This is a genomic window from Nostoc sp. DedQUE05 (genome assembly GCF_034530955.1).
Lineage (GTDB): Bacteria > Cyanobacteriota > Cyanobacteriia > Cyanobacteriales > Nostocaceae > Nostoc.
Map to the genome: position 1 here is coordinate 1 of NZ_JAVRCB010000033.1, position 24,160 is coordinate 24,160.

19 protein-coding genes are annotated in these 24,160 nt (G+C 43.6%); 12 read left to right on the plus strand and 7 right to left on the minus strand.

Annotation, left to right across the window (positions count from 1 at the left end):
• Nucleotides 1–203 precede the first annotated feature (203 nt).
• Nucleotides 204–704, minus strand: coding sequence for a hypothetical protein (locus tag RMZ42_RS22805; RefSeq protein WP_322673554.1), 501 nt, complete (start codon nt 702–704; stop codon nt 204–206).
• A 234-nt stretch (nt 705–938) separates the two neighbouring features.
• On the opposite strand from RMZ42_RS22805, the gene RMZ42_RS22810 reads away from it, so the two are divergent.
• Nucleotides 939–1,814 (plus strand): M48 family metallopeptidase, encoded by an 876-nt coding sequence (locus RMZ42_RS22810; protein ID WP_322673629.1) that lies wholly within the window; start codon nt 939–941, stop codon nt 1,812–1,814.
• A gap of 138 nt (nt 1,815–1,952) precedes the next feature.
• Here RMZ42_RS22810 and cimA read toward each other — a convergent pair whose 3' ends face one another.
• Nucleotides 1,953–3,614, minus strand: coding sequence for a citramalate synthase (cimA, locus tag RMZ42_RS22815; RefSeq protein ID WP_322673555.1), 1,662 nt, complete (start codon nt 3,612–3,614; stop codon nt 1,953–1,955).
• Between the two features lie 75 nt (nt 3,615–3,689).
• Between cimA and RMZ42_RS22820 the strand changes: the two genes are divergently transcribed.
• The 6 genes from RMZ42_RS22820 (at nt 3,690) to RMZ42_RS22845 (ending at nt 10,702) form a co-directional block, all read left to right on the plus strand.
• The gene (locus RMZ42_RS22820; RefSeq protein WP_289795169.1) at nt 3,690–4,028 is read left to right on the plus strand and encodes a 2Fe-2S iron-sulfur cluster-binding protein; all 339 of its coding nucleotides are present in this window, start codon (nt 3,690–3,692) and stop codon (nt 4,026–4,028) included.
• Between the two features lie 17 nt (nt 4,029–4,045).
• The gene (locus RMZ42_RS22825) at nt 4,046–4,444 is read left to right on the plus strand and encodes a hypothetical protein (protein ID WP_322673556.1); all 399 of its coding nucleotides are present in this window, start codon (nt 4,046–4,048) and stop codon (nt 4,442–4,444) included.
• A gap of 132 nt (nt 4,445–4,576) precedes the next feature.
• Entirely contained in the window at nt 4,577–6,619 is a 2,043-nt protein-coding gene (gene thiO, locus RMZ42_RS22830) for a glycine oxidase ThiO (protein WP_322673557.1), read from the plus strand.
• A gap of 248 nt (nt 6,620–6,867) precedes the next feature.
• Nucleotides 6,868–7,047: a photosystem II assembly protein Psb34 gene (gene psb34, locus RMZ42_RS22835; protein ID WP_322673558.1), complete on the plus strand. Its 180-nt coding sequence runs from the start codon at nt 6,868–6,870 to the stop codon at nt 7,045–7,047.
• A gap of 266 nt (nt 7,048–7,313) precedes the next feature.
• Nucleotides 7,314–9,527: a tetratricopeptide repeat protein gene (locus RMZ42_RS22840; RefSeq protein WP_322673559.1), complete on the plus strand. Its 2,214-nt coding sequence runs from the start codon at nt 7,314–7,316 to the stop codon at nt 9,525–9,527.
• A gap of 455 nt (nt 9,528–9,982) precedes the next feature.
• Nucleotides 9,983–10,702, plus strand: a complete 720-nt coding sequence (locus RMZ42_RS22845) for a choice-of-anchor K domain-containing protein (RefSeq protein ID WP_322673560.1) — start codon at nt 9,983–9,985, stop codon at nt 10,700–10,702.
• A 231-nt stretch (nt 10,703–10,933) separates the two neighbouring features.
• On the opposite strand, the gene RMZ42_RS22850 is transcribed toward RMZ42_RS22845, so the two are convergent.
• The 3 genes from RMZ42_RS22850 to RMZ42_RS22860 all read right to left on the minus strand — a co-directional run bounded on the left by RMZ42_RS22850 (nt 10,934) and on the right by RMZ42_RS22860 (nt 13,811).
• On the minus strand, nt 10,934–12,058 hold the full coding sequence (locus RMZ42_RS22850; RefSeq protein WP_322673630.1) for a site-2 protease family protein: 1,125 nt from the start codon (nt 12,056–12,058) through the stop codon (nt 10,934–10,936).
• Nucleotides 12,059–12,666: 608 nt separating this feature from the next.
• A complete protein-coding gene (locus RMZ42_RS22855) occupies nt 12,667–13,329 on the minus strand; it encodes a DJ-1/PfpI family protein (RefSeq protein WP_322673561.1) in 663 nt (220 codons plus the stop codon).
• Nucleotides 13,330–13,391: 62 nt separating this feature from the next.
• On the minus strand, nt 13,392–13,811 hold the full coding sequence (locus RMZ42_RS22860; protein ID WP_322673562.1) for a DUF6220 domain-containing protein: 420 nt from the start codon (nt 13,809–13,811) through the stop codon (nt 13,392–13,394).
• Between the two features lie 188 nt (nt 13,812–13,999).
• On the opposite strand from RMZ42_RS22860, the gene RMZ42_RS22865 reads away from it, so the two are divergent.
• Nucleotides 14,000–14,662, plus strand: a complete 663-nt coding sequence (locus tag RMZ42_RS22865; RefSeq protein ID WP_322673563.1) for a LuxR C-terminal-related transcriptional regulator — start codon at nt 14,000–14,002, stop codon at nt 14,660–14,662.
• Between the two features lie 352 nt (nt 14,663–15,014).
• Here the strand turns inward: RMZ42_RS22865 and RMZ42_RS22870 are convergent, their stop codons facing one another.
• Nucleotides 15,015–16,727, minus strand: a complete 1,713-nt coding sequence (locus RMZ42_RS22870) for a bifunctional diguanylate cyclase/phosphodiesterase (protein WP_322673564.1) — start codon at nt 16,725–16,727, stop codon at nt 15,015–15,017.
• 445 nt (nt 16,728–17,172) lie between these two features.
• A complete protein-coding gene (locus RMZ42_RS22875) occupies nt 17,173–17,862 on the minus strand; it encodes a phosphorylase (protein WP_322673565.1) in 690 nt (229 codons plus the stop codon).
• A gap of 180 nt (nt 17,863–18,042) precedes the next feature.
• Here RMZ42_RS22875 and RMZ42_RS22880 point away from each other — a divergent pair, with 180 nt between their 5' ends.
• The 4 genes from RMZ42_RS22880 to RMZ42_RS22895 all read left to right on the plus strand — a co-directional run bounded on the left by RMZ42_RS22880 (nt 18,043) and on the right by RMZ42_RS22895 (nt 23,944).
• Nucleotides 18,043–20,841, plus strand: a complete 2,799-nt coding sequence (locus RMZ42_RS22880; RefSeq protein WP_322673566.1) for an efflux RND transporter permease subunit — start codon at nt 18,043–18,045, stop codon at nt 20,839–20,841.
• Nucleotides 20,841–21,866: a hopanoid-associated sugar epimerase gene (gene hpnA, locus RMZ42_RS22885; RefSeq protein WP_322673567.1), complete on the plus strand. Its 1,026-nt coding sequence runs from the start codon at nt 20,841–20,843 to the stop codon at nt 21,864–21,866. Before RMZ42_RS22880 ends, hpnA begins: the two co-directional genes overlap by 1 nt.
• A 70-nt stretch (nt 21,867–21,936) precedes the next feature.
• The gene (gene hpnH / locus RMZ42_RS22890; RefSeq protein ID WP_322673568.1) at nt 21,937–22,956 is read left to right on the plus strand and encodes an adenosyl-hopene transferase HpnH; all 1,020 of its coding nucleotides are present in this window, start codon (nt 21,937–21,939) and stop codon (nt 22,954–22,956) included.
• 172 nt (nt 22,957–23,128) lie between these two features.
• Nucleotides 23,129–23,944, plus strand: a complete 816-nt coding sequence (locus RMZ42_RS22895; RefSeq protein WP_322673569.1) for an alpha/beta hydrolase — start codon at nt 23,129–23,131, stop codon at nt 23,942–23,944.
• The last annotated feature ends 216 nt before the right edge of the window (nt 23,945–24,160 follow it).

Below are 24,160 nucleotides of genomic sequence, written 5' to 3' on the forward strand. Positions count from 1 at the left end.
TTCACAATACAAGCCGATGTATTAACAAGGCCGCGGCCGCATTCACAATACAAGCGAACGCATTGGCATTGCACAGTATTGCCTTTCATGAATTCGCTATAAATTAATGAAATTCTGTACTTAGTTTTCTCACGGTACAACAAGACTTTGAAGCTTCTAGATTTCAGAGACTTGGAACTAGGAAGCGAAAAGAAGTGGCTTGGTCAATTATCATTTCGTAGTTTGATTGGGCGAATGTCGCGGATCTTGAGGGTTCTTTTGCCTGCGTTATCGTCGTCATCAATTGTTACCAGGGATTTCACGACCGTATGGTTTGCATTTCCACCAGTCACGGTGACAACAAATGCTGAGTAACTGTTAGTGTTTGTGCCACAACCACTCCGGTCATGGAAGGTTTGATTCCATTCACCAATACGGACACCCTCGCCTCGTGGCTCATCACCACTTTGTTTAATTTCATTGAGAAGAGCTACTTTCAGTTGAGATAGCTTTGATTTTTGATCGGCAAGCATAAGTTTAAGAAACTTCTCGCGATTTACGTTGTCAAGGTTGCCGCCGTTGCTGCATTTATCTTCGTAGTTGGCAAAAGCTGAATTTGGGCTAGTCATCACCAGTGCTGGGATGTTGGCAGACTCAGAGGCGTGTCCACTTGTTGCCGCTAGTGCGAGAACACATAAAGTTAAAGTACAAAAATCAAAGCGCATTCAATTCTCCAAGCGTGAATTAGTGTGTCCAATCAAGATTAACTGCAACGGACACTAAAGGAGAGGGTTTGCTTGGTAGGCGTATGCAGCAAAGGGGTGACATGAGCAGTGATACCAAAGGTTACGAATATGCAAGAAACGAAACCCCTAACTGAAATCGTTATACTAACTGTGGGAGGCTGTTTATCTATCCAGCCAGATTCCATAGTTGTGTTTTTTATAGCTTGTTGCACTATGTCTTTCTTCAAAACCCCGCTGATTGGTTTAAAAGCTGACTCATTTCGTCATCCATTAGACCTGGAAGCTACCAGAGCGCTCAAGCAAATACCAGGCATAGATATGTTGGTGCGAAATTGGCTCGGGCCAATGGCAGAGCAGGTTTTTTATGTAGAAAATATTGCCTCTAGCATTTTGGTGGGTGAAAAGCAACTACCCGATTTATACAAGCTATTGTTAGATGCCTGTAAAATCCTGGATATCGATCCTCCCCAGTTGTACGTTCGGCAACATCCGGCTCCTAACGCCTATACTTTTGCTGTGCGCGGTAAGCAGCCTTTTGTGGTGGTACACACTTCCCTGATTGATATCCTGACACCAGAGGAAATACAAGCAGTAATCGCCCACGAGTTAGGGCATCTCAAGTGTGACCATAGCGTTTACTTGACACCTGTAAATTTATTAATATTAGCTGCGGCGATTGTGCCCAATGTCGGAACCTTCGTGGCTCAAGCTATACAGGCGCAACTTTTGGAATGGGTACGTTGTGCTGAGTTTACCTGCGATCGCGCCGCATTACTAGCAACTCAAGACCCGAAAGTGGTTATGTCCGTGTTGATGAAGTTGGCTGGTGGTTCTCCCACCTTAGCGCCCCAACTGAATCTCGATGCCTTTGTTGCCCAAGCCCGCGCTTACGATGATATTAGTAAGACAGAACTGGGTGAAATGGTCAAAGCTGCTCGCACAGCCCAATTAAGCCATCCAGTGCCAGTACTGCGGGCGCGAGAAATTGACCGTTGGGCAAGCAGCACCGAATATCAAACTCTGTTGCACAGTCACGGACTGAAGTCTAATAATGAAGTTGCACCCAAAGGTGGATGGCGCAATTGGTAGAGCTACTTTTCACAATGGCTTTTTCGCTATATAAGCAGAAAAATTTTTAATAGATCGTGAGAAGCGATCGCACTTTGGCGATCGCTTCTCCTTTTGATCAAAAAACGCAAACTCTAATTACACTACATATCCCTTTTGTCAACTAGAAGCTTTTAAAGCTGCTTCTGCTTGGGAATGTAACAACAAACCGTATTCCAAGCCCTCCACCACTGCTTGATAGGAAGCCGCCAAAATATTGGTAGAAACCCCTACCGTTGTCCAGCGTTGACGACCATTGCCTGATTCTACCAACACACGAGTTTTCGCCGCAGTGCCCGTATGTCCGTTGAGAATTCGCACTTTGTAATCTGTCAAATCAAAAGTTGCAATCTGAGGATAAAAGTTCACCAAAGCCTTGCGTAAAGCTGCATCCAAAGCTGCAACAGGCCCGTTACCTTCCGCCGCCTCCAAAATATTTTTGCCGTCAACAGCGACTTTGACTGTAGCTAGGGCATTGCTAGTTTCTTTCCCCTCAATCAAGTCACAGTGGACTTGAAAACCTTTGACTTCAAAAAACTTCTGGCGGCCTCCCAAAGCTTCGTGCATCAACAGCACAAAACTGGCCTCTGCTGCTTCAAATTGAAATCCTTCACTCTCCAAATCTTTGAGGCGCTGGAGAATTTCTCTAGCCTCTGCTTTTTGTTGATCCAATTCAATCCCAAAACTGCGGGCTTTGGCTAAAACATTGCTCAGTCCAGACTGTTCCGAAATCACAATGCGCCGACGATTCCCGACTTGTTCCGGCTGAATGTGTTCGTAAGTTAGGGGATTACGTTCCACTGCTGATACATGAATACCGCCCTTATGGGCAAAAGCCGAACGTCCCACAAAGGGAGCGTGTTCATCTGGCGCAAGGTTGACCACCTCACTCACAAAACGACTAGCTTCTGTAAGTTGTGTAAGCTGGTCTTCTGTGATACAACTGTAACCCGCCTTCAGTTGTAAATTGGGAATTAACGAGCAGAGGTTAGCATTACCGCAACGTTCACCGTAACCATTAATTGTGCCCTGTACCATCTTTGCCCCTGCCATCACGGCAGCTATTGCGTTAGCAACCGCCATTTCCGAATCGTTGTGAGTATGAATTCCAATTTGAGGAATTGTCCTTTGTCCTTTGTCCTTGGTCATTGGTTCTTGACAAATGACCAATGACAAATGACTAATGACATCTTGAACAATTTGGCTAATTTCGTGGGGTAAAGTGCCGCCATTGGTATCACAGAGGACTAGCCATTCCGCACCAGAGGCGATCGCAGCTTCTAATGTCTGTAAAGCATAATCTCGATTGTGCTTATAGCCATCAAACCAATGTTCGGCATCGTAGATAATGCGACGCCCTTGAGAACGGAGGTACTCAATGGTGTCGCGAATCATCGCCAAATTTTCTTCTAATGTCGTCTTGAGTCCTGTTGTCACGTGTAAATCCCAAGACTTGCCAAAAATCGTTACCCAGCGAGTTCCCGCCGCCAAAATATCCTGTAGCATCGGTTCGGTGGCGGCAGTGGAGTTGGGGCGTCGAGTCGAGCAAAAAGCGACAATTTCAGCCTGTTTAAGCGGATCTTCTTGGAGTTGCCAGAAAAATTGTACATCCTTGGGATTGGCACCAGGCCAACCACCTTCAATAAAAGGAATTCCCAGTTGATCGAGTCTACGGGCAATGCGTAACTTATCTTCTATCGATACAGATAGCCCTTCGCGCTGAGTGCCATCCCGTAATGTAGTGTCATAGAGCCAAAGTTGAGGTGAAGAATTTGTGGTCATAAAACTGGGACCGACGAGACAACTTTCGAGGCAATGTGTCAATATACAACAAAAAGCCAGTTTGGCAATTTAAAAATGCCTAAAGTAATAGCTGAAGGTAAAACAATTGATTGCGAGCATGGAAGCAATCTGCGCAAGATTTTGCTGCAAAATGGTATTAACCTCTACAATGACGGTGCTAAGGTAATAAACTGTCGGGGCATTGGCAGTTGTGGTACCTGCGCGGTTAAGGTAGAGGGCAAAGTCTCAGCAGCGAACTGGCGCGATCGAACACGGCGTTCGCTTCCTCCCCATTCTCCTACAACAGACTTACGTTTAGCCTGTCAAACTCAGGTTTTAGGCGATGTGAAAGTGACAAAGTTTGATGGATTTTGGGGACAAGGTTCTCGAATAGTGTGGACACCAAAAGGTTAAAAAGGAGTTAAGACAAGATGGGTAGATGGACACCCTTAATTTTAATGGCTGGAGGTTTAGCCATTCTGCTTGGTACATTACTGGGCATCAACTTTCCGATGGGCGTACAAACTGCTAACGCTCCTAGTGACAAGAAATCAGAAGTCCTGCCAGCTAATATCAATGTTAATAGCAGCGCTGGCAGCAAAAATGAAGAAACTGCAACAGAAGGAAACGAAACAACTGAAACCAACCAAAACAGGCGCTCTATTGTAGCCCCAAGACCTGACAACAGGAGTAACGTTGCCCAGAATTCTGGCGATGACTCAACATCACCTGCTGACACTACAACAGAGAATAATACAGATTCTTCAGGAACAAGCACACCATCCAGCGATACAAATCAAAGCAACGAACCAATCCGCGCCTTGTGGTAACGAGCAGATCCTTCTTCAGACCCGTCTTTAGTTACAAGTTATAAGTTATAAGTTATGAGTTATGAGTTATGAGTTATTAGTTATGTACTAATGATAAATGGCTAATGACAGATGACTAATGACTAATGACTAATGATTAGTGAGACTGTAATTATTGGTGGCGGCGTTATTGGTTTAGCGATCGCCATTGAACTAAAATTGCGCGGGACAAACGTCACCGTGCTTTGTCGTGACTTTCAGGCTGCCGCTACCCACGCCGCCGCCGGGATGTTGGCACCAGATGCGGAAAACATCGCTAATGAAGCAATGCGTTCTTTATGTTGGCGATCGCGTGCCTTATATCCCGACTGGACGCGCAAATTAGAAGAACTGACAGGTTTAAATACTGGCTATCGTGCCTGTGGTATCCTTGCACCCGTCTTTGAAGAGGCAGGGGGGCAGGGGGGCAGCACTTCGGCTACGCTCAGTGACCAGGGAGCAGGGGAGCAGAGGAGCAGAGGGGAAAGTCTTTCCTCCTCATCTCCCTCATCCCCCTGTTACTGGTTAAACAAGGAGGCAATTCATCAATATCAGCCAGGATTGGGAGCCGAGGTAGTTGGTGGCTGGTGGTATCCTGAAGACGCCCAAGTTGATAATCAAGCTCTAGCTCATGTATTGCGGACGGCGGCTGAGTCTGTTGGTGTTGAACTCAAAGATGGTATTACGGTAGAAGGATTTTTACAGCAGCAAGGACAAGTGGTTGGCGTGCAAACCAATGCTGGAATAATTCGCGCCGCGCACTATGTTTTAGCTTCAGGTGCTTGGTCAAATGAATTGTTACCGCTACCCGTGCTACCCAGAAAAGGACAAATGCTGAGTGTGCGGATACCAGAAGTTTCGCCGGAATTGCCCTTGAAGCGGGTTTTGTTCGGGCAGGATATTTACATCGTACCAAGACGCGATCGCCTGGTTATTGGCGCAACCAGTGAAGACGTTGGCTTTATGCCCAACAACACCCCAGAAGGTATTCAAAAATTACTACAAGCTGCCATCCGGCTGTATCCCCAATTAAAGCATTATCCCATCCAGGAATTTTGGTGGGGATTTCGCCCAACCACCCCTGACGAATTACCCATCCTGGGCACTAGCCACTGTCAAAATTTAACCTTTGCTACGGGTCATTACCGCAACGGAATTCTACTTGCGCCCGTAACCGCCGCTTTGATTGCCGATTTCATCTTAGAACAAAAATCTGACCCCCTACTTACTGATTTTCACTATTCGCGCTTCCAGTCCAAGTCATCTACCTCCACCCCAATGCTGACTCACTCTGCCAATTTCTCTAACGGACATCACTCTGCTATATCCCCACTCCCCACGGATGCGATTAATCGCGTCTCTACCGATTCCCCATTGATTATCGCTGGCAAAACCTTCCAATCCCGCTTGATGACGGGAACTGGTAAGTATCGCAGCATTGAGGAAATGCAGCAAAGCGTCGCCGCCAGCGATTGCCAAATTGTCACCGTAGCAGTACGACGGGTACAAACCAAGGCTCCTGGACATGAAGGTTTAGCTGAAGCCTTGGATTGGACGAAAATCTGGATGTTACCCAATACCGCAGGTTGTCAAACTGCTGAAGAGGCGATTCGGGTGGCGCGTTTAGGGCGAGAAATGGCGAAATTGCTGGGGCAAGAAGATAATAACTTTATAAAGTTAGAAGTAATACCCGACCTTAAGTATTTACTCCCAGACCCAATTGGGACGCTGCAAGCAGCAGAACAACTAGTTAAAGAAGGCTTTGCAGTATTGCCCTATATCAACGCCGATCCTATGTTAGCCAAGCGTTTAGAAGAGGTAGGCTGTGCTACAGTCATGCCTTTGGCATCACCAATTGGTTCTGGACAAGGACTGAAAACAACTGCCAATATCCAAATAATCATCGAAAATGCAGGTGTGCCAGTGGTGGTAGATGCTGGTATTGGTTCACCCTCAGAAGCCGCTCAGGCAATGGAATTGGGAGCAGATGCCTTGTTGATTAATAGTGCGATCGCTCTTTCTCCAAAACCAGCAGCAATGGCTCGTGCGATGAATTTAGCAACAGTCGCCGGTCGTCTAGCATACCTTGCTGGCAGAATGCCTATTAAAGATTACGCCAGTCCTAGTTCACCTCTAACTGGGACGATTACTAGTTAGGCAATAGGGCATGGGGCATGGGGCATGGGGCATGGGGGACAAAGGGGACAAGGGTGAATTATTACAAGTCTCTCCCTTATCTCCCCCTCTTCCCTATCTACGTTGTCTCTTCTCAATGCCCAATGCCCAATCCCCAATCCCCAATCCCCAATCCCCAATCCCCAATGTAACGATTTATCTAGCAGTTTAAGACCAGATTTAGCATTTATGTAACATTAAATTAACGATAAAGATAAAGGAATTCATTCATGCCCTATACCAATGAAGAAGGCGGTCTTCTGAATAATTTTGCCCGGGAACCAAAGGTTTATCAAGCAGAACCTCTCACGGAAGGGCAAAAGCGAACTTATATCATACTAGGAATTGCCGCTACAGCTTTGGTTGCCGGCTTGATTCTAGTCGCCTTCTTTGTTTCTAAGAGCAGTTGATCGTAAAACATTTTAAGAAAACTTCATCTTTTTTATAGTTTTTCAGGTTCCGATTTTAAGAGGGGCCTGCTTTTTTATTTTTTGTTAAAATCGAACTAGGAATGAAAGTATATAATTATACTTTATTGTTCCTACTATAATTGAAGGCTCAATATATCCACAGCAGCACAACATCTACTTATTAAAAATCATTTTTATTATGAATTTAGTCCACTTGAATGCACCCAGAAAGGTGATATGTACTATGTTTTGGCTTTTTAGCCGCTATGAGCGTGAATGATACTGCACACAACAATAATTCTACTTGGAATCGGCAAGTATACCACCGCCTGAAACTTGCCTTAAGTCTTGGCTTACGACGACAAATTCTTTTGGCAGTTTGTGATGATTTATACTTAAGAAATCAAGTAGCAGCCCGTTTGCATTCTACATTGGCTTATCCTGTTGGACAGGTGCTATATCAATCATCAAATGCTCAGGAAAATAGCACTCCAGCTTATCCGCGATTAGTCACGTTGCGTTTGAATTTAAACGATCCCAATCCCATAATTCAGATTAATCAATGGTTGACTAATTACCCACCGCCAATTGTTGAGGCATCAAAAGATACTCCTGGAAGACCTTTTCCAGTACCAGCATTTCAGATTGTCGGCGTGGAACATCTTACGAAGCAACCAGTTGCAACACAGCGTTTATTTTTGCACTATCTCCGCTTAAGCGAACAATATTTCTCTACACAAGAATCCAGCCGATTTCTAGAATCTAATTTGCTTTTGTGGATACCACGTCCTTGGTTAGCGGCTATTAAGCAATCAGCACCACAGTTTTGGCGTTGTCGTACTGGCGTATTTGTCTTTGCTGGAGAACCCACACCAGCAACTCAGAATTTGGCCTATCCAGAACGTTTTTCACGTTCTGGAAGCTTGGATTTAGGCAATATTGAGCAGTCGATTCTAGATGAATCAGCTAACCAAGCAGAACTCAGAACCGCAACTACCGAGTTCAAGTTTGATAATAATTCTGATTTCCCAGTAGAGATACAAGAAAATCGCGTACACAAAACTGAGGAAGTTCCATCATCAACAGCGGATTTATTGAAGGCTACGCCACAACAACAGGAATCTACAAATCGGTCTGGTAGTGGGAGTAATAATCAATCGCTGTCATCTTTATCTTATATTAGCAGTGAGTTAAGGGAGCTAGTAACAGCAACAATTAATACAAGTATTGCTCAAAATGCTGAGAATTCTTTACAACCACAGCAGATTTTGTTGGAGATTGAAGAATTACACGAAAATCTTGTTTCAGAGGAGATACTGGCAGAGGCTTATCATCGCTTGGGTACTTTATACCGTCTTCGGATTGAGCAAGGAGAGGCAACTCTAGAAAACCTGATGGTGGCAATTATTGCCTATCAAGAGGCAATTAGCTATGACGAAAGCTCACCGCAACTCCCAGATATCTTGAATGATTTGGGTACACTCTACTGGATGCTATACCGCACACCACCCAATTCTGAAGAGGGACAAACTTATATAGAGCAGGCAATAGAATTTTATCAGTTGGCGTTAAAGATAATTTCGCCTCAGACACATTTGGAAACTTACGCTCGCGTACAAAATAATTTGGGGACAGCCTATGGTGATTTAGCTCGTTTCTCTCACCCATCGGAAAATTGGCAGCAAGCAATTTTGGCTTACAGTGAAGCACTCAGCTACCGTACAGCTGAAATGGATTCATTAAAGTATGCAGCTTGCCAAAATAATTTGGGTACTGCTTACTGGCATTTAGGGCAATACAACCAACCGATTGTGCATTTAAAGAAAGCGATCGCAGCTTACAATGAAGCACTTGCACACTACAACCCAAAAGAGGAACCGCTCAAGTATGGCATGATTCAAAACAATATCGGTACTGCGTTTTGGAATCTGGCACAATACGAACAACCTGCCCAAAATCTCCAGCTAGCCATAGATGTTTATAGCGAAGCTCTCAAGTATCGCACTCCAGCTAATGTTCCCAGTGCCTGCGCCGCTACACAAAATAATCTGGGTACTGCTTACTGGCATTTAGCAAACCTATCTGAAACTACTAAAGAGGCACGGCAAAAATATCTGCAACTATGTATCAGCGCTTACGAAGAAGCTATAGCTTTGGCTCACTCACTTAGCGGTACTTCTTTAAGTTTTGATTTGCTTGCCTCTCACAATAACCTGGGACTAGCACATTATCAGCTAGCAATAGATAAGTCTTTTAATGTTGACAAAGCAACACGCTCTCAACACTTAGAAGTAGCATTAGATAACCATTTGCAAGCCTTAAACGGATTAAGTAAACAACCAGAGGCTTATCAAACAACCTTTGCTTATGTGGTGAAAACTATTCGTGCTTTTCATAATGAGTTAGGGATACAGGGACAAAATCTAGCTTTATCTAAAGTTCCTAGCCAGTTGTTACCAGAGATTTTGTCAAAATTATGAATCCCATTGCTCTCCATAGTGCGGAGAATGTCAAAAAACTGTAACTTCATATCAACTTGACAATTTATTGGTAAGTCAAGTAAGGTAGCGATGTTTACGACGGGCTACGTCTACGTAATTGCCTACGTAATTACTAGACTTCTTGCATAAATCAAAAAAGAACCCTAATCCGCCTTTGACTTACCTTAAAGTCTCCACTCTTGCTCAGAGGTAGCGTGTTAGGGAAATTTTGCAATCGGTTTACTGTTTTACTAATTACAAACTAGTGAAATATATTTTCACTAGTCATAATATTAACTTCATAAATATAAATTATTCATTAAATTATTTTGAAATACACATAAATATTTTATAAAAAATACAAGAAGACATTGGCGTATTTTCCGTAAATTTACTAAGGTAGACTGAATACCTACTTGAAAGAAGCTCCAGAATGAACGTTTAAACCTAGAATTATGAAACTAAGTTTTGTTTTCGCTACTGCTATATCTAGTTTTTTTGTGAGTTCGGCCACAGGATTTAGTTTCTCTGGTCAAGCACAAGCTCTAACTTTTTCTGGCATCTCTAGTGCGACATGGGGAAATCCAACTCCAGGAATCAATGATACTAATCCCATATATACAGGTGTGGGAAGTAACACATTTACCTGGGGTCAAGCTAATTTGCCGCCAGGACTTCCAAATAAACTAACCTCTAATGGAACTTCATTTTCTGCGGACATTAACTCTGTATTCAAAATAGCTGATTTAACTTACTTTAATGGTAAGGTACGCACTGATTCAAGCGTTGGATTTGTACCTTTAAATCTCAATCTATCTTTCAGCCCACCTGTGGGAACCAGCCAAGTTTTTGACTTCAACTTGCGTTTAGTAAATACACTTAACGACCCAAAAGATCCTGAGAATAGTGCAGACTTGGTATTTTTAGACACAAATTTGAGTAATCGCAGTTTCACCTTTGGAAGTAATAAATATACCCTTGAGTTAATCGGTTTTAATCTAGAAGGTCGCCAGATAAGTATTAAGGCTCTTGAAGAAGCTACAACTACAACAGCTATTTATGCCAAAATCAAAACTATACCCGAACCTGCGTCAGTGTTGGGTCTATCATTGCTAGGGATATACCTGATCTCTTGTAAAAATCCTTGGAACAGAAATACAGGGAATAGGGAATAGATATATACTAAGTTTTGTTCAAAAATTAAATAGGAGTGCTACATAACAATCCGATTTGATTTTTGAACTTATTTACGGGGACAGATAAGAGGCAACGCTCAAGAAGGTTCTTTCAATTGTATGGGGTTTTTTCACGCAATCAAAAATTTGGGCGATAAAAATATAGAGACGCGATTTGTCGCGTCTCTACAAGGGTTTAGCGTTTTTTGATAGACGCGATGAATTGCGTCTTTATGCAGGGTTAGGTTGGGTTCGGCTTTGAAGTAGCTGGATAATTGCAGCTTTTTCTAAGATTCCAACTAGGACGCCATTCTCACGAATCACGGGAAGTACAGATAGTTTTTGTTGTTCGAGTAACTGCATGACTTCCAGCAGAGGTTGATCTGATTGGACTGTGGTAGATTCGGTAATTGGTCGCATGACTTCTTTAACTTGAGTTTCTGACCACAGTGCTGTGGGGATGGTTCTTAAATTATCAACTGCGATCGCACCTACTAATTGTCCATCATCATCAGTCACTAAGAACCGATGCCAGTTTTGCCCACTTATGACTCGCTCATCGGCAAACTCTCTTAAGCTAAGATTAGCAGATACAATCGGGCTGTCATGAGTTACAGCATCTTCGGCTGTCAAACCTGTGAGTTTTTCTTGGACTCTGGCAAATTGAGCCGAATTACCAGCATTTTGCAACAAGAAGAAGCCAATTAACAAGTTCCAGAAGTTACCGGAGTTGCCAAATAATAGTAGGGGAAGTACACCGGAAAGAATTGCTACCCAACCAAAGATTTGCCCGACTCGACTAGCAAAGGTGACACCTTTATAAGGATTACCTGTAATTTTCCAAACTATGGCTTTCAGTATATTTCCGCCATCTAAGGGCAAGCCAGGAATCAAGTTAAACAGTGCTAATGCTAAGTTAACCGAAGCGAGAACACCAAGAATTGCAGCTAACGGCCCTGATGCAGCAGTCGTAACACCAATAGCTGTAACGATACCGCATAGTAGTAAGCTTACCATTGGCCCGGCGATCGCTACCCAGAAAGCTTCACCTGGAGTTTTCGACTCTTTTTCTAAGCTAGCCAAACCGCCAAATATAAACAGCGTGATGGATTTGACATCAATTCCCTGGCGAATCGCAACAAAACTGTGGCCTAATTCATGGGCGACGACAGAGGCAAATAACATCAGCGCTGTCATCAATCCTAGTACCAAAGCTAATCCCGCAGACAATTGGGGAAATTGTGCCGCCAGTCCACTGCTATAACTCCAAGTTACTAAACCCAGAACTAAAAACCATGATGGATGGATATAGAAGGGAATTCCGAAGAGATTACCAACGCGAATTGTGCCATTCATGTCGTTCACCTTTGATTTCAGCTTCGAGAGGTTTGCTTTCATCCTTCTCGATGTATTTATTGTAACGAAAGGTTAAGAGATTTTAATCTTGATGGCGGTAGTGGTGTCCGTCGGTAAAGGTGCGGTTATTGGGAATATTGAGAGCATCCAAATTCAGGAAGCAGGAGAAACGTTGGATCGCGTCGATAGCACATTTCGATACATTTTTTTGTACGAATGCTGCTTTATACCCAGAACTTCTGTCTGAAATGGGGCGCTCAACAACCCTCCTAGTAATAAAAAGGACAGTCCACTGTACTCTCGCACGAGCCAAACATGAATAGTCCTCTTGCATAAATCAAAAATAAGAAAGAACCCCACCCCGCCAAAGCTACGCTTTGTCTCCCCTCCCGAAGAGCGGGGAGGGGTTGGGGGTGGGGTGTTAGGGACTTTTGCAAGAGGTCTAATGAATAGTCCACCAGGCAGGATCGTTGAACTAGGCAACCCCAATCGTTAATAACTGAGCAATCAAGCAGAGGTTAAAGACAGTTTAAGTCGTATAAAAACGGATTTGTATCCAACGTGTGGGAACACGTTCAATTTCCGAATTTGTGGTCATGTCAGACTGCCTATTTTACGTTTAAACCCAATGTCCCCGTAGCATATAACATTGCTTTATTGACTAACTCAGCCCCCGCTTTTTCGGGCGAACCGACATCGAATGGAGGAGCTGGATCGTACTCCATTAATAGTTGAGCAATCTTGGCGGCTTCTTCACCACAAAGGACTTCAGCGATCGTTAGACCAAAATCAATGCCTGCCGTAACCCCCCCACCAGTTATACGATTTCGGTCAATCACAACTCGCTCCGTTCCGACCTCAACGCCCAACGTTGCGAGTTGTTCGCGCATCATCCAGTGAGTCGCCGCTCGATAGCCTTGTAGTAGTCCTGCCTTCGCTAAAAACTCAGACCCGCCGCACACAGAGGTGATGAACTTTGCCGTGCTCCCCTGTTTGTGGAAAAACTCAAGCACTTCTGGATCGTTTACTACTGCACTCTGTCCTAAACCGCCGCCGACGCAGATTGCGTCTAAAGGTGGGCAATTTTCAAAGGTGGTATCGGGCAAAATTATCATTCCGTCATCGGTTTTGATTGGGTCTAAAGCTTTCCAGATGCGGTGGATCTGGACACCAGGAAGCGAATTAAAAACTGTCTGGGGCCCCACAATATCAAGTGCTGTCATGCCAGGATAAAGTACTAAACCAATAATATGTTTTTGTGAGTAAGTCATGAATCAATCTCCTGATGAAAGTTGCTATGAAATCTATCCTTAAAGAATTGAAAGTTAAGGATTTAGTCTTGGTTGTGGTTAGGAAATACAATGCGAAATGTCCGATGAACTAGGGTTGTAGAAATAGAGAATAAAGAAAAGCCGATAAGTGGATGGAAGACTGCTAAAGGAAAAGAAGTCTTCAAGTGAATTGTGAGAAATTGTAGTCCCAACAACACTGGAATACTTGCAGTAAGGTTCTGGACTCTTGAAGGAAACGGCATCAGAAACACCCATATCAACAAAATTAGCGAGAGTCCGCTATATCCTCGCACGAGCCAGATATGTAGGTTCCACCAATCAGAGTTGTAAAAGTAAGCCAGTCCAACACTGAATACTTGGATTGCTAAACAGAGATTAAAAAACACTACTGCGATAAAAAAACTAATTTGAATCCAGCGCCCGGATATCTGTGTATCATCAATCCCAGGATTTAGAGTCATGGTTAAGTAATCCCAAAAAAAGCAAATAAATTAGTCATTGGTCATTAGTCATTGATAAAGAATTTTTTGGTACATACCTCGCAAGAGAGTGCCCAAAAAAACTAATGACAAATGACAAATGACTAAAGCTAAGATAAGTCTGGTTGCTATACTGCGCCTAGACCTCGAAAGGGTACAATTTGCCAATCATGATTGCCTTACAAACTCTGTTTCATGCAATTGCTCAAGCTAAAGATGAAGAGACATTGCGATCGCACATACGCACCGAAATGAGTGAATATTTTTCAGCTACACGATGTGGGCTGTTTTTCTTTGCTCAAATTCCTCTAGCTAACAGCAAGCTCCAAAAAGCAGTGGAAACCGCATTATCACCCCAACACAACCCAGTTGCACGCTACTTGCTAGAACATCATGCCCCTGTTCATGAAGCTTTAGTAGTAGAACCTAAGACGTGGAGGTTGATTTGTCCTCGTGCCGATCACTGGCACGTTATGGGAGGGCCAATTGTCAGCAATGGTCAGTTAGTAGGCGTGGTAGGTTTTACTCGTCAGCAAGGAATGCCTGCATTTGATTCACAAAATCTTACAGATTTGAGTGCGCTTTGTTTGCATCTTTCTACTTGGGTGGCAATGGCGCGGCAATATCCACTAATATTACAGACAGAGCGTTTAACGCCTCGTGAAATGCAAATTGCTGACTTGGTGGCTCAAGGACAAACCAATGCAGAAATTAGTGCTGAACTTTGGATTACTGAAAACTCTGTCAAGCAAGCCTTAAAAAGGATGTTTCGCAAACTTGAAGTTTCATCTCGAACTCAGATGGTTGCAAAGCTTTCCACAGTTTCAAAATAAATAACCTTTTATTGGCCTCATTAATCCTGGATTTCTCTGCTTATGTCACTGGAGAAAGGCAGGGGGCAGGAGGCAGGAGGTTTTAGAAAAGAATTTTCTCTGGAGGCAAAATGGCCTGAGAGCAACTAAATTTATTTATGAAAAATAAAAAAATATGTATTTTATTAACTGGATACAAGAAATACAGCTTCCTTCTTAAATTGCCGTTCGGCTGAGGCTCATGTGGAAGTCTAAATTTATTTATGGGGATTCCTTCAGCATAGCTGCTCCTTAACCTGCCCCCTGATAACCATGTCTAGCAAAATTCAAGTGATACGTTATCAGGGGTGTATTTTCTGGCTTAGGCATCCACTTATGCTGAAATTTTCTCCATCTGCTGAGAAACTTTCTGTAACATCGGGGTAATTATATCGGCGGGCACAGGACAACTGAAGTAGTAACCCTGACCTTCATCACATCCTTGCATTTTCAGGTAGTCAAGCTGTTCTTGGGTTTCCACACCCTCTGCTGTGATGTTCAACCGCAGGCTTTTTGCTAGGGCAATAATCGCATTCGTGACGGCAGCACTATCAGGATTAGATGTGACATCCTGTACAAATGACCGATCGATCTTGAGCATATTCACGGGAAAGCGCTTCAAGTAGTTGAGGGAGGAATAACCAGTACCGAAGTCATCTAGAGCCAAGCATATACCCAGTTCTCGTAATTGTTTTAAGGTTTTAACCGATCGCTCCATATCACCCATCAAGAAGCTTTCTGTCACTTCCAATTCCAGATAAGATACTTGGAGTCCAGTTTCCTCAAGAATTTGACTGACGATCTCAACCAGATTCGGTAGTTCAAACTGTCGGGCTGACAGATTTACAGACATCCGAATTGGGTTAAATCCAGCAAGTTGCCAAGCACGGTTTTGGGCACAAGCAGTTCGCAAGACCCATTCACCAATTGGTAGGATCAAACCATTGGCTTCAGCAATGGGAATAAACTTTGTTGGAGAAACCAAACCTAATGTAGGATGCTGCCAGCGAACCAACGCTTCCATAGCTGTAATTTGTCCGCTGTGTAAATCAATCAGAGGTTGATAATAAACCAGCATTTCATTGCGCTCAAGCGCTCCACGTAATTCATTTTCTAAAGTTATTCGCTCCTGCAACTGAGCATTAATCTCCGGGGAATAGAATTGGTATTTGCTACGCCCTTGTTGCTTCGCCTGGTACAGTGCGATATGAGCCTGTTGCAAAAGTTGATCTACGCTATTACGCTCATTTATGCCATTAATTGTGATGCCGATGCTGACGGTGATATGAATCAAATTACCCTGTATAGAAAAGGGTTTGCTCAGGGTACTTAACAGCATCTGAGATAGCTTAATCACACTTTCAAAAGAAACAATGTCTATGCGGGCAATGGCAAATTCATCTCCACTCAAATGGGCAAGAATATCTGTTTGTGTCATACAGAGTGATAACCTCTGAGCGACTGCTCTTAACAACAAATTTGTTGTTTCATGCTCCAAACCATGACTCATAGCAGTGAAATCATCAATACCCAGTAAAAAGACCGCTACAAAGCGCTGGTTATTTTCAGGTTGAGATAGAGTCTGATGGAGGCGATCGCGAAATAAATCGCGATTGGGCAATCCAGTTAGATCGTCATAATTACTGATGTAATGAATTAATTCATCTAATTTGTAAAGAGTTTGTGAAGTATCCGCCATCAATGTACCGGCTTCATCAGCAAAATCTGTGGGCAATTCAGGTAAGGTTTTGGTGTTTAGATAATTTTGCAATGCCGCAGATGTCAAAATAACTGGTTTGAGCAGGTGGTGTAGTGCGTAGAGAGTGGCGGCTGTACCCGCTAAAGTAGCCAACAGAGCAATAAGCATAACTCGAATCGCCATCTCCAAGGAATAGGAGTTTGAGATAACGAAACTCAAGAGTAAGCTTAAAAGTGGTATGTGAGTACCCAAAAATGCCACCAACATGATTTTAGCGGTGTAACTTTTTTTGAGTAATGGAAAACTATCTAGAAACGAGTATAGATTGAGCTTGTGATTGAGCTGCATAAATTCTGTTTGATAGTTGGTAAATTAGTTCCGCGCTATTTTGGCAAAAGGTCTTTTTGATTTACAATTCAGTGCGATTAGCTCTCATGGAACCCAACCCTGATAAGGTTATATATTATGCTTCCCAATCTAGGTTTCTATTTATATGTTTAACCATAAAGTTTATGTAAAACTTATCCGTCAACAATTTCACAATAAATACGCACATCATTTTTATTTTTATTAGTTTTTCTTCCGGTGAGGTAATAATAAAAAATATATAAATTCGATTTTGTTAGTAAAAAATTATTTTTTATAACTAATGGCAGAGACACAGAAAATGCAAAGAGAGTAAAAAGATATTTTCACAAATGATTTTGGATTGCTATATTTTGTAAGGGCACAGCTTTGCTGTGCCCTTACGGCATGGTTATTTATCTAAAAATTGCTGTAAAGACGCAACAGATTATTTATTGCTAGAGCCTGAAAAGAGCCGATTTGTAACTTGCTCTAATACTTTTAATGCTGTTAATGAACCTCGAATCAACCGAGTAGCGGCAAAAGGTTGTCGAAGCATGGCGATCGCTAACGGAAAAGGGTTTAGAGAGCCATCAGAGTTAATTGCTGGTGTGAGATCGGGGATATTATGCTGACAATCGTCGCTGACTACTCGCAGCATTGCCACAGACACCTCAGCCGCATTGAAAAATTCTAAAGCGGTAAATCCTTCCATATCAACAACATCAGCCGCCAAAGTCTTACCCAAATGATGTTTTTCGGCAGCAGACCAAATCACGCGATCGCTTGTCAGTGACTTGACTAATAAGGCTTTTTCTGATAAATAAGAGTGCAATTGTGCTGTGAAAGTGCGATCGCATTCTTGCTGTTTCCCCTGATAAATACAATTTTGATACAGCACAAGATCGCCAACTGTATAGCGATCGCTCAAGCTGCCACATATACCCATAATCAGCACTCTGGATTTTGGAGTCAGAAATTGTCCTTGTTGCAGGTATTTGAGTAAAGGTTTCATCCCAACAGGTATGGGTACTACTTTTGGGATGGGGGCAGTAATGCCGCTTAATCCGCGACACACAGCTTTATATTCTGCTCCTTGAGGCACCAAAATTGTGTTAATGGGCAAAAGATTAGGCACTAGTCTCGATAGTTTCAAGTTTTAACGGTCAATTAATGTTTGAAGTAGACGGGCGTGGCGCGATTCTTCTTTGTGACAATAAGTAATATTACCGTTTAGTAGTAACCAAAATTCGCAAACCGAAGATGATTGCTGTAGCATGACTAAATAATTGTGTCATCCACACGATAATTTTCAAAGATGGTAAAGCTTCATAACTCCAAATCCGCACGAGAACTCTTCAATATTTCCAAATTGGCGATTCAATTTTCGTGGCTGACGGTGAGTTTTTGGATTGCCGTAACGGTAGCTGGAGTTCTAGCTTTCAGTTCCCTTAAGTATGCCTTGTTTCCAGATATTACCTTTCCAGTGGTGGTTGTAAATGCTACAGCTACTCTGACAACTGCCCTGGATACAGAAGCGAAGCTCACTAAACCCCTAGAAGAACGCCTCCGCTCCCTAGAAGGACTGGAGAATATCCGCTCATCAACCTATCCTAGTCAAACAGCTGTTGCCCTTTCTTTTGCGGTTGGGACAAATTTAGAAACATCGACCAAAAAGGTTGAAACTGCCCTAAAGCAGCTAACTTTACCTCAAGGAGCGACTTCTAAAATTATTCCCCTGAATCTAAACGAGTCAGCCGCCATTAGTTATGCCATAGAGAGTCCTACACGGAATCTCAAAGATTTGACGAAGTTGGCGCAAGATGAGATTGTCAGTGCGATCGCTAAATTACCAGGAGTATTAAAAGTCTCACTACTAGGCGCTGCGACGGCAACTCCTCCGATAAATCCAGCGAATGCGAATGCAACAGTCCCCCAAGGTGGGGCGACATTAGTCCGGTTTAACGGTCAAGATGCACTCGCATTTCAGGTAATCAAACGCGGTAATGCTAATACTTTGGAAGTAGTGAGTCGGGTTGAGAAAGAAGTTCAAAGGCTACGTACCCTCAAAGATGTCAAACTCACCTTAGCTGCCACCCAAGCAGAATATATCCGCCAAGCTACCCAGTCAACAATCGATGCTTTGCTGGAAGCAGTCTTGTTGTCAATAGTGGTAATTTTTCCTTTTTTATGGAATTGGCGGGCAACTCTGATCTCTGCCTTAGCGATTCCCACGTCTTTGCTGGCTACATTTATCGTCATGGCGATTTTCGGCTTTAACCTGGAAACAATCACCCTGCTGGCTTTAGCTTTGGTGATTGGTAGCATTGTTGATGATGCGATCGTGGATGTGGAAAACATCATGCGACACGTTGACGATGGGGAAACTCCTCGCCAAGCAGCGCTTTTAGCTACAAATGAGATTGGGTTGACAGTTACCGCCGCCACTTTAACAGCAGTAGCAGTTTTTCTACCCATAGGTTTAATGGGTGGGGTAATTGGTCAGTTCTTCAAGCCTTTTGGCATCACTGTATCCGCGGCGATGCTTGCTTCTATGTTAGTTGCTCGGACTTTATCTCCAGTTCTGGCTATCTACTGGCTCAAACCTAAATCCTCACTCTCTCCACGTCGAGAAGCAAAAATCTGGGTGGCGTTTACCCAATCTTACAGAAATTTGCTCAGTTGGTCTTTAAATCACCGCAAGATAGTTATCGGGTTAGCTGCACTCAGTTTCATCGCAGGTATAGCACTGATTCCACTAATTCCCAAAGGATTTATTCCCAAACTCGATCGCGGCGAATTTAATATTGCTTATACGGCTCCTTTGCCGAGTATTCCTAGTGGAGGAGAGGGGCAGGGGAGCAGCACTTCGGCTACGCTCAGTGACCGGGGGGCAGGGGAGCAGGGGGGCAGAGGGGCAGGGGAACAAGGGATAAATCCCAGTCCCCAATCCCCAGTCCCCAATCCCCAGTCCCCAATCCCCAGCCCCCAATCCCCAATCCCCAATCCTTTAAATGATTCTCTTGAGGTTGCGAAGAAATTAGAAAATGTAGTCAGAAAATCACCAGCAGTTGAAACAGTATTTACCACCGTTGGTTCTCGTGAGGGTGAACCAAATAAAGGGACACTATATGTAAAGTTAAAGGAAAATCGCACAATTACAACTGCGGAATTACAAGACCAGTTGCGCTCCTCCTTACCTGTTCTTTCTGGGGTAACTACTAGTGTTGAAGATATTCAATTTGTCGATTCCGGCGGTCAAAAACCCCTGCAAATAGCATTACAAGGTGATAATCTCCAAGCTTTGAGCAAAGCAGTCAAAGCAATTAAAGAAAGAATTCAAAGGCTACCGGGATTCGTTGATGTCACAGTTACAGGTGAAACAAATCCACAAGGCACAGTTTTTCAGATCGAGCGTCTGAATAATCAGCGGGTGGCCTACATCAGTGCTAATCTTGGCAAGGATCTGTCTTTGGGTGATGCCACTGACAAAGTGGTAGCTGAAGCAAACGCGGTGTTACCCTCTAATGTTTCTCTAAATTTAGGAGGAGACTCTGCTAACCAAAATAAGGTTTTTAGCAGTTTCGGCAGTACTTTAGCTCTATCTGCCCTATGTATTGTTGTGGTACTAATTTTACTATTCAAAAGCTGGGTAGACCCTTTAGTTATTGGTGTCTCTTTGCCTTTAGCACTAGTGGGGGCGATGTTGGCGCTACTAATTACCAAGAGCGACTTTGGTATGATCTCATTGATCGGTTTCGTCTTTTTGCTGGGGCTGGCAAATAAAAATGCGATTTTGCTTGTAGATTATATCAACCAGTTACGCAATGCTGGCTTAAACCGTACAGAGGCGATTCTCAACACCGGACTAGTGCGCCTCAGACCAATTATGATGACCACGGCCTCCACTATTTTAGGGATGCTGCCGATCGCTTTGGGTTTGGGTGCTGGTTCCGAATTGCGATCGCCGATGGCTGTAGCGATCGCAGGTGGACTAGTAACTTCAACTATTCTCAGTTTGATTGTTGTGCCAGTAGTCTACACCATTTTGGATGATTGGTTTCCCCGGTTTAAGAAGAGGGGGAGCAGCAAAGCAGAGGAGCAGGGGGCAAGTTGATGCAGGTTTTTGTCACGGGGGGGACGGGTTTTATTGGCGCTCATTTGGTACGGTTGCTCCTACAAGAAGGATATGCCGTCAAAGCACTGGTACGCTCAACCAGCAATTTGGAGAATCTACGCGGTTTGGATGTGGAAATTGTCAAAGGCGATTTGAACGATCCAAATCTCTGGCAACAGATGGGAGGTTGTCAATATCTATTTCATGTAGCAGCTCATTATTCCCTCTGGCAGACAGAGCGAGAATTACTCCACCGTTACAATGTCCTGGGTACGCGCAATGTGTTGGCAGCAGCTCGCAAAGCTAATATTGAGCGCACCGTCTACACCAGTTCAGTGGCAGCGATTGGGGTAGGATCGTCAGGGGAAGTTGTGGATGAAACACATCAGAGTCCCTTAGAAAAGTTGGTGGGTGACTATAAAAAGTCTAAGTTTTTGGCTGAACAAGAAGCGATGCAAGCCGTTGCTACAGGTCAGGAAGTAGTTATTGTCAATCCCAGCAGTCCGATTGGCTCGTTGGATATCAAACCTACCCCGACGGGTGATATAATCTTGCGGTTTTTACGACGGCAAATGCCCTTTTACTTGGATACTGGTCTAAATTTTATCGACGTGCGGGATGTGGCATGGGGGCATTTACTGGCTTTGCAAAGGGGTAAATCTGGCGATCGCTATATCTTAGGTCATCAAAACCTCAGTCTCAAGCAACTACTCGAACAACTCGCCGATATCACAGGTCTGAGCGCACCTCAACAAACAGTACCCGCTTGGTTGCCCCTGAGTGTTGCCTGGGTTGATGAAAAAATTCTCGCACCATTGGGTAAATCGCCCTCAGTACCATTAGATGGCGTTCGGATGGCGAAACAACCTATGTATTACAATGCTTCCAAGGCTGTACGAGAGTTGGGTCTACCCCAATCTTCGCTAAACGCCGCACTCAAAGATGCTGTGGATTGGTTTGTTGCTCAAGGATATGTCAACCCCTCTGGGAAATTCAAAATTCAAAATTCACGCATTCAAAACTGAAGACCCCACAGATAAATCTTGGGGTTGAGAAAGTGGTGCATTTATCTTTAAAAGAGGAGCGATCGCAACAATGGCAGTTAATCTACAACAAGCTATGGATATTGGGAAGTATCTTGTTACTCAGCGTTTGAAAGGACGCAAACGCTTCCCCTTAGTGTTGATGTTAGAACCTCTTTTTCGCTGTAATCTCGCTTGTACTGGTTGTGGTAAAATCCAACATCCAAAGGAAATTTTAAAGCAAAATCTCACCCCAGAACAGTGTTTTGCGGCTGTGGAAGAGTGTGGCGCACCAGTTGTCTCCATTCCTGGCGGAGAACCTCTGCTGCACCCCCAGATTGATGAGATTGTCCAGGGATTAATTGAGCGCAAGAAATATATTTACTTGTGTACCAATGGTTTGTTGTTAGAAAAGAGCCTGGATAAGTTTCAACCTTCTCCTTACCTCACTTTCAGCGTACATTTAGATGGAATGCGGGAATTGCACGATCGCTGTGTCGATCGTAAAGGTGTTTTTGATATTGCTGTTAAAGCCATTCGCGCCGCTAAAGCTAAAGGCTTTCGTGTTACAACTAACACCACTATCTTTGAAGGTACTGAACCTAAAGATATGCAAGAGTTTTTCAACTTTCTGGAAACACTAAATACTGACGGGATGATGATTTCTCCCGGTTACAGTTACGAGTGGGCACCAGATCAAGATCATTTTCTCCACCGCGAACAAACCCGCGCCCTCTTCCGAGAAATTCTGGCTCCTTACAAAAGTGGTGAAAAAAATTGGAACTTCAATCACAATCCGTTGTTCCTAGATTTTCTCACTGGCGAGAAGGACTACGAATGCACGCCTTGGGGTAGCCCTAGTTATAGCGTTCTCGGTTGGCAAAAACCTTGCTATCTGCTAAACGAAGGTTATTACTCTACCTTTAAGGAACTACTCGCACAAACTGACTGGAGTCAATACGGCCAGAAGAGTGGTAATCCTAAATGTGCCGATTGTATGGTTCATTGTGGCTACGAACCCACCGCCGCAATGGATGCAATGCAGCCGCAAAATATGGCGCGTGCCCTTAGCAGTGTGTTTGGTAGGAATTAAAAAGTAGTAAATACTACATATTAAAGGGTGCTATACTTGCGCACCCTTTAAGGATTCTGACTGCCCTAAAATGTGTATAATAACATACAATATTTCAAGGAAAATGCTTATTTAGAGATATTGCGATCGCTCCTTGAGCCAAATTTGCCAAAATTTATCAGGAAAAATACTCATGCCATTTGTATCTGTTCGCGATCTGCAAATGTATTATGAGATTCGTGGCACTGGTCAACGCCTGCTCAGTATTAGTGGTACTGGAGTAGATTTGCAGCGATCGCCGACTATTTTTGACTCACCATTAGCCCCACACTTTGAAATCTTAGCCTACGATCAGCGCGGTCTGGGTCAAACCTCAAAACCTGATATTCCTTACACCATAGCAGATTACGCCGCCGATGCAGACTCTTTGTTAAATGCAGTCGGGTGGGAGAACGCTCATGTCATCGGAATTTCCTTTGGGGGTATGGTAGCCCAAGAGTTGGCACTGCGCTATCCACACCGCGTTAAACGTCTTGTTTTGGCCTGTACCAGTAGTGGCGGTGCTGGTGGGTCGTCATATCCACTACATGAACTCGCGAACCTTCCTACTGAAGAACTAGCTCATCGGCAAATCACAATTGCTGATACCCGTTGGCAAGAGGAAGCTTGGCTCTCTAGCCGAACTACACAATTTCAGGAATTAGTGAAGCTGACACTAGCAGTTTTTCAAGCGGGTACAGACCAACCAAGTCGTGAAGTTGGGCGTCGTCGCCAGCTTGAGGCTCGTGCTGCTCACGATACATATAATCGACTTTCTCAACTGCATATTCCTGTCTATATCTGCGGCGGTCATCACGATGGCATATCTCCTCCTGCCAATCTTGAGGCAATGCACAAACAGATACCAGGTTCGTATTTAGAGTTCTTTAAGGGTGGTCACGGCTTTCTTTACCAAGACTCCCAAGCATTCAAGCGCGTTATTGCCTTTCTCCAAAATAAATTTGAGTAATTTTACATAAGACATATCAGACATAACTACAAAGTTACAGTAACTACAACACTTATTGCCCTCCCACAAGAGCAGCGCTCGGCTCGTAAACTAAACATAAACCACAATATGAAGTTATGTAAACAAATTTCACAAACATAACAATAATTTGTAATAAATAATGATACGGCAGCATTGTATAAAGAGAACTTGGAAGTAAAAAACAACATCTTAATC